This window comes from Actinomycetota bacterium, from assembly GCA_041658565.1.
In the GTDB taxonomy this organism is placed as follows: domain Bacteria; phylum Actinomycetota; class AC-67; order AC-67; family AC-67; genus JBAZZY01.
This window is the reverse complement of record JBAZZY010000045.1, coordinates 1-9,807: the sequence shown is the minus strand read 5'-3', so window position 1 is coordinate 9,807 and position 9,807 is coordinate 1. Positions and strand designations below refer to the sequence as shown.

At 66.8% G+C, this 9,807-nt stretch carries 7 protein-coding genes; 4 read left to right on the top strand and 3 right to left on the bottom strand.

Annotated features, from left to right (window positions below; all coding sequences use genetic code 11):
* The 3 genes from WDA27_14285 to WDA27_14275 form a co-directional block, all read left to right on the top strand.
* Nucleotides 1-264 (top strand): beta-eliminating lyase-related protein (locus tag WDA27_14285; GenBank protein MFA5892094.1); only part of this gene is annotated, 264 nt, incomplete at its 5' end.
* Nucleotides 265-439: 175 nt separating this feature from the next.
* Nucleotides 440-2,809 (top strand): neutral/alkaline non-lysosomal ceramidase N-terminal domain-containing protein, encoded by a 2,370-nt coding sequence (locus WDA27_14280; protein ID MFA5892093.1) that lies wholly within the window; start codon nucleotides 440-442, stop codon nucleotides 2,807-2,809.
* 104 nt (nucleotides 2,810-2,913) lie between these two features.
* Nucleotides 2,914-4,305: an FAD-binding oxidoreductase gene (locus WDA27_14275; protein MFA5892092.1), complete on the top strand. Its 1,392-nt coding sequence runs from the start codon at nucleotides 2,914-2,916 to the stop codon at nucleotides 4,303-4,305.
* Here WDA27_14275 and WDA27_14270 read toward each other — a convergent pair.
* From WDA27_14270 to WDA27_14260, 3 genes are all read right to left on the bottom strand, one after another.
* Nucleotides 4,280-5,581, bottom strand: coding sequence for an ROK family protein (locus tag WDA27_14270; protein MFA5892091.1), 1,302 nt, complete (start codon nucleotides 5,579-5,581; stop codon nucleotides 4,280-4,282). The two genes, WDA27_14275 and WDA27_14270, sit on opposite strands and share 26 nt — an antisense overlap.
* Nucleotides 5,582-5,600: 19 nt before the next feature.
* Nucleotides 5,601-7,235, bottom strand: coding sequence for a glycerol-3-phosphate dehydrogenase/oxidase (locus WDA27_14265; protein ID MFA5892090.1), 1,635 nt, complete (start codon nucleotides 7,233-7,235; stop codon nucleotides 5,601-5,603).
* A gap of 83 nt (nucleotides 7,236-7,318) precedes the next feature.
* Complete coding sequence (locus WDA27_14260) at nucleotides 7,319-9,064, bottom strand: hypothetical protein (protein MFA5892089.1); 1,746 nt, start codon at nucleotides 9,062-9,064, stop codon at nucleotides 7,319-7,321.
* Between the two features lie 145 nt (nucleotides 9,065-9,209).
* Between WDA27_14260 and WDA27_14255 the strand changes: the two genes are divergently transcribed.
* The coding region (locus WDA27_14255) for a DMT family transporter (GenBank protein MFA5892088.1) at nucleotides 9,210-9,807 on the top strand (598 nt) is incomplete at its 3' end.

Below are 9,807 nucleotides of genomic sequence, written 5' to 3'. Positions count from 1 at the left end.
ATCTACCTTGAGGGAGGGGTGCGCACAATGGAGCGGGGGATCGTGTCCGCCGGCCGTGATCCGGCGTCGGGCGATCACCGCCGCCCCGCGCTCGAGTTGGTGCGGATCGCACTTCCGCGACGCGTCTACACCCAAGCGCACATGGATGTTGCGGCCGAAACCGTTCTCGAAGTTTGGGACCGGCGCGCGGCGGTTCGCGGGCTCGAGATGGTCTTCGAACCGAAGTACCTGCGGTTCTTCCAGGCGCGATTCCGCCCGCGCTGAGCGCGACGCCGACGTCGCGACGTCGCGACGGGTCCGAGGCTCAATCACCTGGTGCCCGGAACGCACTGTTCCTGGTGATAAGTCGTGATTGTGCAGTACCCTGATGGGGATCGTGCAGCCGGGTGAGCGGAGGCCGAGCGTGGCCTCTTTGCGTTCTGCGGACAAGGGGGATGCGATGGTCGTGATACAGAAGCGCGGTCGGGGGTCGGTGGCGGGGGCACTTCTGCTGGTGTTGGCCGTTGTCGCCACTGGGGGCGTCACCTCGGGCGCGCGCGCGACGAACGCGCTCCGGGCTGGGGCGGCGTGGGCGGACATCACGCCGGACCTGGGACGCAATTTCGACGGCTACGTTCGTCCCGACACCTTCGCCAAAGGTGTCGCGATTCGCCTGCGCGCGCGCGCCATCGTGCTCGAACGCGGCGACACCAAGCTCGGGATCGTCTCTGTCGATCTCGGATTCGGCAGCGGCTTTCGAAGGGCGGTCGCGGCGCAGCTTGCCGATCTCGGGTTCACCAGCCGCAACTTGTTCCTGGCCGGATCGCACACCCACGCGGGTCCGGATCTGCAGATCAACACCATGAGCACGACGTCCGGGGCGGCCGATGTAAAGGCGTTCATCGCGGCGCAGATCGCCGCGGCCGTTCGTCAGGCGAACGCGAACTTGCGTCCCGCAGTTCTGGGGTGGGCGGACGTTGAGGTTGCCGACGCCAACGACAACCGCAGCATTGAGGCGCATCTGGCGAACCACGGTTTCGACCTGGCGCCCCACACCGCTTCCGCGGACCTGGATCCGCTGGGACCCGGACACTTGGTCGACCGCACGATGCACGTGTTGCGCGTCGATGCCGTCGACGAGTCGACCGACGAGCGGACGCCGATGGCTGCATGGTTCCGCTTCTCTGCGCACGACACGTCGTTCCCGCCTGCGAACGAGTTGTATACGGCGGACTGGTCCGCGATCGCAGGCTGGCGTTTTGAACAGGCCCTTGCCGCGGCCGGACATCCCGGCGTGCTCGCGATGTTCGCCAACGGCAACGAGGGCGACATGGTGTCGCGTAACGATTCCTTCAATTCCTACTCGACCGCCGACAGCCAAGGGAAGAAAGTTGCTCGGGCGCTGAACATTGCGTGGGAGAAGGCCGGCCGGAACCTCATCGACGACCCGATCCTGGACGTGCGAACTGCGATCATTTGTTTCTGCGGGCAAGAGGTCGAGGGCGGCAGTGTTGCGTCGGAGGGCTGGGCGGGTCTCTCGTTCTTTGGTGGCGCCGAGAACGGTCCGAGCATCTTCTACCAGCCGATTCAAACCGAGGGGAAGCGCAGGCCGGCCGAGGCGGCCGATCCGGTGCAGGGGCGAAAGATCCTCGTGGCCCCGATCGGCGGGCACAACGGTGCGGTCGAGTTGGTGCAGATTCGTGTCGGTGAAGCCCTCGTCGCCGGGATCGTGGGCGAGCCGACGATCGAAGTCGGGCGCCGGGTGCAGGCCGCGATGCGGCTTGCGGCCGACCTCCCTGCTGCGGGAATCGCGCGCACGGTTGTGGTCGGTCTCGCAGGGGAAGGAAGCGTCGGTTACTGGACGACGCCGGAGGAGTACGACCAGCACCACTACGAAGCCGGGGTCACGCTCTGGGGGAAGTGGTCGTCCAATCTGATCATCGCCACGCATGAGGATCTAACGCGACGAATGCTCGGGGGCTTGCCCGATCCCGAACCGCAAGCTTCGATCAGTGATGCAACGACGGGTGAACCCCCGGTTCTCACCGGAGACGGTGGAGTGGCCGGGGCCATCACCGTGCAGCCCGCCACCGAGGTCCCTCGGATGGAGATCGTGACGATGGAGTGGACGGGTGGTCCCGGGGGCAACGACCGGCCGCTCGATGCCGCGTTTCTGACCTTGCAGCGCGAGGTGGGGGACTCGTGGGCGACGGCGGCAACAGACCTCGACATCGGGTTCCAGTGGAGGTTCGAGGACGGGGTCTACCGTGCCGTCTACGACATTCTTCCGAGCCTGGCGGTGGGCACGTACCGACTGCGCGTGACGAGTGGCAGCTACACGCCGCTCGACTCGCGTCCCTTCGAGGTGGTCTCTTCGCGACGCCTGATCGTTCGCGGCGTCGAGGCGAAGGTCGACGGCGGAGACACGGTATTTGCCTTCCACGCCACGAACCCGGCGCCGGATCCGGATCGCAACCTGTGGGACCGCGAGCGCGTCCCGGCGGGGGGATCGTTGACCTTCCGTCTGCAGCCGGGCGGGGAGGATCTCAGTGCCGAGTACGACCCGATCACTCACACTTGGGTGGCCCGGTTGGCGGGCGTTCTCTCTGATCGCGATGTCGTCGTGCCCGACGGCGGCCTGACCGACGGGTGGGGAAACACCTCCGGAGCCGGGCGCGTGTTCAGACCCGGATCTATCGAAGCGACCGCCTGGCCGCCCAACATGCCGGTCGGAGGGTTCTGTGTCCCCGGCGCTTTCGCGCAAGGTTGTTTCTATCCGCACGGGCTGTTCCCCTGGCCGCCCAAAGGAAGCCAATACCTTGGAGAGTGAGCATTACGTTCGTTGCCTTGCCTTGCCTGGTCCGGGCGTTGTGGCTATCATGGGCGCATTAGTTAGGGACCTTATCCTATAAGGCTGCGCCGGAGGGTGAACGCATGAACCTGGATGAATTGGCCTCGCGCTTGGGACCCGGCACCGTGTCGACCGACGCGCGGGACCTGGCGGCGCACGCGCGCGACTGGTGGCCGTTCCAGATGCTACGCGAACGACGCGGAGATACCTTCGACGTGCCGGCGGCGGTCGTCCGCCCTTCGTACGTCGAGGAAGTGTCCGAGGTTCTGCGTTGGGCGGACGAGACTCGAACCTCGGTTGTGCCGTTCGGTGCGGGTTCCGGCGTATGTGGAGGAGCGCAGGCGATTCCCGGCGCGATCACCTTGGATCTTCGCGGACTCAACCGGATGAGCATCGACGAGACCGCTCAGACCGTCACGGTCGGCGTGGGTGTGATGGGCGGCGTGCTCGAGGCGGCGCTTCGCGAGCGAGGCCTGACTCTCGGTCACTTTCCCCAGTCGATCGACATCTCCTCGGTGGGGGGATGGCTTGCAGTGCGTTCGTGTGGACAGAAGTCCTCGCGCTACGGACGGATCGAGGACATGGTCATCGGGCTCGAGGTCGTTCTGGCGGGCGGCAAGATCGTTCGCACGCAGAAGACTCCCAAGAGCGCGGCCGGTCCGGATCTTTCGCGCTTGTTCCTGGGCAGCGAAGGGACGCTCGGCGTGATCACGGAGGTCACGCTGGCGTGCAGCAAGATGCCCAAGATCGCGTCACACGCTACGTACCAGTTTCCTGGATTCGCTGAGGGTCTCGAGGCTTGCAAGCGTGTGATTCAGGGGGGACTTCGGCCGGCGGTTTGTCGTTTGTTGGACCCGCAGGACGCATTCATCGCGTTTCGCGAGAACACGCCCGGAGGGGCCGTTCTGATCTTGCGGTTCGAGGGCGATGAATTGGCAGAGGCGGAAGAGGCTGCTGTGCGAGCGGTCGTGGAAGCCGCCGGCGGAGTAGACCTTGGAGCAACGCTCGCGGAGGACTGGTGGGTGAATCGAAACCACGCGGTCGAGACTCTGACGAATGTCATGTTTGAAGGGATGCTTGGACCCAACGCGATGGTGGACACAATCGAGGTCGCCGGCCTCTGGCCGATTGACGAACTGTACGAGGGTGTTCGCGCCGCGCTGATGTCGGTTACTCCGCTGGTTGGGTGTCACGCGTCGCATGTGTACAAGCAAGGCTCGTGCTTGTACTTCACGTTCATCTACACGGACTCGCCGAACGATGTGGTGGCCGAGGAGCGGTATCGGGTCGCGTGGGACGAGGCCATGCGGGCAGTTCGCGCTGCGGGCGGAACCATCAGTCATCACCACGGCATCGGCTTGTTGCGCGCGCCCTGGATCGCCGAAGAACTGGGCGAAGGGATGGATGTTCTGCGGGCGATGAAGCAGGCGCTCGACCCGAACGGGATTCTTAATCCTGGGAAGATGGGGCTGTAGGCGCCGAGCCCGAATCGAAGACGAGCCTGTAGTAGCGCTGGGTGTGCTGCAGCGCGAGCAGAACCGCTCCGCGCACCCACGCTTCCATGCCCAGGCTCGACACGCGCAGATCGACGCTGCGCGCGACCTCGGGTGCGCACAGTTCCGCGAGGCGTTTCTTGCCGGCGTCGACGAGTGCCGGAGGCAGCGTCGCGAAGACGCCGGTGAGGACCAGAACCTCGGGGTTCAGGATGTTGGCCAGCCACGAGGCTGCGTGGGCGACGTACTCACCGACATCCCGCAGCGCTTCGATCGCGAGCGTGTCGCCGGCGGCTGCGGCATCGGCGACATTCTGCGCGGTGATCGCCGAGCGCGGACGGATCGATGAGAGGGTTGAGGTCCTCCCGCGTCGCAGTTCCTGCCGCACTGTGTGGACGGCCGCCCCCGAACCGGCGACGGCTTCGATGCACCCCGTCCGCCCGCAGGCGCACTGCTCGGAATTCCCCGGGATGGCGCAGTGTCCGATGAGCCCGGCGAGCCCGTTTGTCCCGTGGTACAGACGCCCGTCGATGACGATGCCGGCCGCCAGTCGGTCGCCTGCATCGAGGACCACCGCGTTCTTCACGCCGCGCGCGGCGCCTTCGATCGTCTCGGCGACGGCGGCGGCTTGCGTCGTGTCGTGCACGTAGACGGGCGCGCGCAAGCGCGCGCGCAATCTCTTTGCCAGCGGGAAGTTCGACCATCCAAGCGGTGACGCGCGCAAGACGTCGCCGGTGACGAGGTCGACGACGCCGGGAACGCAGACTCCGACCGCGGAGAGTCGCGCGCGCGGCACGCCGGCTTCGGTGAGTCGTTCGTCGATCATCTCGATCACGCGGCGCAGGACGGCCTCGGGGTCGTTCGGGGGTGTGGGGCTCTCTGAGCGACCCATTTCTGCGCCCGTCGCGTCCGCCAGGGCGACGCGGATGAACGTCCGCCCGATGCGAACGCCGACGACCGTGTACTCGGCTGCGTTGTATTCGACCAGGACGGCAGGGCGCCCGCGTCCGACGGGGCCCGCGGCGACGCCGACCTCGCGCACTCGCCGGGCGGCGAGCAAGTCGGCCACGATGGCCGAGACGGTCGGTTTGGCGAGCCGCGTTCGCTGCGCGATTGCCGCGCGCGACAGGGGTCCGTCGGATCGCAAGAGATTCAGGACCAGTTCGCGATTGAGGTCGCGCGCCACGCTGGGAAGCGCTCGGCCTGAAGACCGATCCTTGTGGCCCGGCGGGTTCGTCTTCGCGCGCGCGGCGGTCATCGTCGCCGAGCCGCTCGAGTCACGCGCGCGCCGAAGTCGGCGGCGCGACCGGACCGCGCTCCGCGGCCAGTTTCGCAAGGTAGTCGGACACATCGCGTGCCGTGCGCTCTGCGTCCCAGCCGAGTTCCGCGGCGATGATCTGCGGCGCCGCGGTGGCCGTGCCGCCTGCACGATCCGCAAGCGACATTCGCGTGCGGTGCGCCAGAACGTCCTCGACTGATTGAGCCATCTCGTGACGGGCGGCCCATGCGATCTGCGCGCGAATGGTGGTCATGCCCTCGGCGAGCGGAAGTGCGAGTTCTCGATCCTGTGCGGCGAGTTCGAGGACACGCGGTGCCAGGTCTCCGTAGATCCGTACGAGGTCGATGCCTAGACGCGGGTCGGCGCTCAGTTCGGTTGCCGCGCGATTCGTCTCGGCGAGCACGTCGGCGAGCGGTCGCGTGAGGCCGATCGGGAGCTTGGCGGTCGGGGACTTGGCCTTGACGTCGAGCTGCTTGCAGACGGCGTCGATCGCGTCGGCTGCCATGCGACGGTACGTCGTGAGCTTTCCGCCCGTGACCGTGGTCAAGCCGCCCGGCCCGACCGTGATCGCGTGGTGGCGAGAAAGGTCGGCGGTGCGTCCGCCATCGCCGGCGACGAGCGGCCGCAGGCCGGCCGAGGCGGCGACGACGTCGTGCGTCGTCAGCCCGGTCTGGAGTTTGCCGTTGATCGCGTTCAGGACGTAGTCGACGTCTTCGTGGGTCACTGCGGGGGAGTCGATCGGACCGGTGTAGTCGGTGTCGGTCGTTCCAAGGAGCACGACCGGACCCCACGGGACGGCGAACAAAGAACGCCCGTCGCGCAGGCCGGATGGAACGATGACTGCCGCGCGCACGTCCAGGCGCGCGGCGGACACGAACAGGTGGATTCCTTTCGCCGGACGCAGGGGGGACAGTGAGCCTGAGGCGTCCAACTCTGCGACGTCGTGAGCCCAGATCCCCGTGGCGTTGATGAACGAGCGTCCGCGTACCTCGATCTGCGTTGCGCCGATGGAGTCGGTGACCGTCGCCGCCGAGATTCGGCCGTTCGTGCGCTCGAATCCGGTAACGCGCGCGTGGTTGGCGATCACGGCGCCGTGGTTGTGTGCCGTTCGCGCTACTTCGAAGACCAACCGTGCATCGTCGGCGCGCGCGTCGTAGAACGTCCACGCGCCCTTGACCGCTGCGGGATCGAGACTCGGGGCAAGTTCTCGGATTGTCTGCGCCGATGCGCGCGCGTGCTTGGCTCCACGGAACCCGGCGAGTGCCTTGTATAGGGAGAGCCCGATGGGCGTTTGGCGGACTTCCTTCTTGCGGTACACGGGGTAGAGGAACTTGAGCCGGCGAACCAGATGGGGAGCGAGGCGGATGAGCAACTCTCGCTCGTGCGCGGCTTCCCACGTTAGCCCGAAGTCGAATTGCGCCATGTAGCGCATCCCGCCGTGGACCATCTTCGACGAACGCGACGACGTCCCGGAGGCGAAGTCGTCCTTCTCGATCAGTGCGACCGATAGGCCGCGCGCCGCCGCATCCAGCGCGCACCCCGCGCCGGTGATGCCTCCCCCGATGACGACGACGTCGAACGTGTCTCGAGCCATGCGCTCGAGGTTCTCGGCGCGCGAGGTTGGGCCGAGCATGTGGCACCTCCGGGTTGAAACCGCTATTAGTTACGACCCTTATCCTATATCAGGCGGGCCTGGGCTCCAAACGTCGGCGGGTGCTAGAGGTCGAGATCCAGGTCGGCCCAGACGGTGGTCTCCAGGTAGTCGTTCTCGAACACCGAACCGCTGTTGGCGAGCATGGCGCGCGCGCGCTCCGAAAGGCGCGCGCGGTTGGCGCGCGCGTCCAGGGACGGATCGTCCTCCAGGACCCACGGGGCAAGCACCATGACTTCCGGCTTTGGTCCGGCGTATGGACCCCACAAAGGCGCATCGCAGGTCGGGTCGTCGGCGTTCACGCAGGGCACAAACTCGTCGGTTCCCACGAATGCGGCCGGTTGGTTGCCGTCACACGTGTTCGCGTCGCCGGTCGCGGCCGAGCAGCGTTCGAAGATGACGGATTGCCCGTCGAAGGTGAGATCGACGAGGTTGCCGACCATGTGCGGGGTTACCGCGTAGCGGAACCCGACCGTGGGGTCGGCCACCGAGCGCCAAGCGGAGTCCAGCCAGGACAATGGCTGCCAGTCGCCGAATCCGCGACTCTCGCGGCCCGTGGTGAACTCGCCCCACGGTCCCGGGTTCGCCTCGGGTTGCAGAAGGACGTTCACCCCGCGCGCGTCCAGACAGCGCATCCACCACACCGGTCCCGCGCACGGATCTGCTCCGTCCGCGGGCTCCTCGCCGAACGTCAGCGCGCGCTTACCCGCCACACACCCGGGGGTCCCCTCGGAGCATTCCGTGTCGCCCCACATGAACGTCGGCAGGCTGATCCCGTATCCGATCTTCGCGCTGCAGTCGGGGTCGTCTGTGGTCGTCAAACAGAAGGGACCGGTGTTGGCACTGGAGAGGTCCTCATCGTCGCTCAGGTCGAGGATGTCGATCTCGATCTGTGTGAGGGGAGTCTTCTTGACGACGTGGATCAGGTTCGATCGGGGGTCCGCAGCCGACAGAGTCCCTCCGTTCACGACGCTGTACTTGTCGCGCGCGTAGTCGGTGACTCCGGAATCCGGCGCCCACATGAAGGCCTTGTTATGAACGTCGATGCCCGCGCGCCCAAGACCGACGGTCTCGGGGATCGCGTCCACGTCTACCGCTTCGTACACCGTTGTCAGGTGTCCGTTGAGATACTCGTCTTTGAGGTCGGGGTCGACGAGCGCTGCTGCTTCCGGGTGTTCCGCGAGATTCACTTCGCGGAACTCGGCTTGGTTGTTTGCGGAGACAACGTAGATGCCGTATCGACGGGCGATGTCCGAGTACGTCTGCATGAATCCGCGCACGAAGGTGTCGGTGGCCGCCGCCAGGATCAGCCGCTGCGCGCTGGTTTCATGTTCGCGCGCGGCGTAGTAGGCGATCGCGGGCGAGTAGGTTGCCCCGAGCGTTCCGAACGCCGCCTGAGCGCCGGTGATGCTCTGGGGGTCGCGCGCAGGGCTTTGGGCGATCGCGCGCGCCGTCGCGCCGCGGGAGCCGGTGCCTATGGTCGCCAGGCCGTCGTCTTCGTTGAACACCACGATGGCCGGCTTGTCCTTGGACCCGTCGCCGTCGAGGTCGAGGTAGGGCAGTACGAACTCCTCGACGAGGCATTCCATCTTGCGCCGGAACGTGTCGTAGCTCTCGACGTGGCGCAGATCCTGTTTGAACTGGACCGCGAAGACCCGGACGTCACCGGCGTCGTCTGCGGCGCCGATCGACGGGAGCCAGCGGGGTGCGCGAGTTCCGGCGCAGTCGGCCGGAGCGGCGCCGGCGCGGCCGAGGCCGGACAGCGCCAAAGCAATGCACGGAACGAGCGCGAGCGCGCGCGTAAGCCTCATCAAGACCTCCCTCACCCGGTTGTCGGGACTCCTTTCGACGCCGGGAGGTTGGTTCCCTTTACGCAATGCGGCCACGCTCTGCACGCAGACGTCCACGTGGAGCGCGACGAGGCGCTATCGTGCGCTTTCTGATCTGGGAGGTCCGGTGGCGCTGGGTGTCGGGGGCGTGAAGCAGGGGCGCGCGGATTCTCACGGCCGTCTTGGAGTCACCGCTGCCGGAATCGCGGTCGTGCTTTGGGCGCTGTCCAACGTGCTGGTGAAGCAGGCGCACACGAGCGCGTTCGTGTTCGCGTTTTGGCGTCTGTGGTTGGGGGCTGCCGGCCTGTGGCTGGCCGGGATGGTGACCGGCAGGCCCCTCACGCGGCGCGTGCTGGTGGCGGTGTGGCCGGCCGGGTTGATGTTCGCGGTAAACCTCGTCGCTTCGTTCTCTGCGCTGCGGCTCACCACCGTGGCCAACGTGAGCTTGATCGGCGCGTTGCAGCCCGCGTTGGTGCTGACCGTCGCCGGGAGGCTCTTCGGCGAAGTCGCAACGCGATGGAAGATTGCGTGGACCGGGGTCTCGGTGGCGGGTGTCGTCGCCGTGCTGCTGGGATCGCCGCGCGGCCCGGAGTTCCGTCCGGTGGGGGACCTGCTGGCCGTCGTCGGTCTTGTGATTTGGGTGGGCTTCTTGGTTGCGGCCAAGCGCGCGCGCGCCACGATCCCCGCGTTCCAATTCATGACCGGGGTCCTGCTGATCGCCGCGG

What these genes read in the sequence shown, in the direction of transcription:
- WDA27_14275 (MFA5892092.1), top strand. Translation starts at nt 2,914, where the DNA reads ATGAACCTGGATGAATTGGCCTCGCGCTTGGGACCCGGCACCGTGTCG.
- WDA27_14270 (MFA5892091.1), bottom strand. Translation starts at nt 5,581, where the DNA reads ATGACCGCCGCGCGCGCGAAGACGAACCCGCCGGGCCACAAGGATCGG.
- WDA27_14265 (MFA5892090.1), bottom strand. Translation starts at nt 7,235, where the DNA reads ATGCTCGGCCCAACCTCGCGCGCCGAGAACCTCGAGCGCATGGCTCGA.
- WDA27_14260 (MFA5892089.1), bottom strand. Translation starts at nt 9,064, where the DNA reads ATGAGGCTTACGCGCGCGCTCGCGCTCGTTCCGTGCATTGCTTTGGCG.
- WDA27_14280 (MFA5892093.1), top strand. Translation starts at nt 440, where the DNA reads ATGGTCGTGATACAGAAGCGCGGTCGGGGGTCGGTGGCGGGGGCACTT.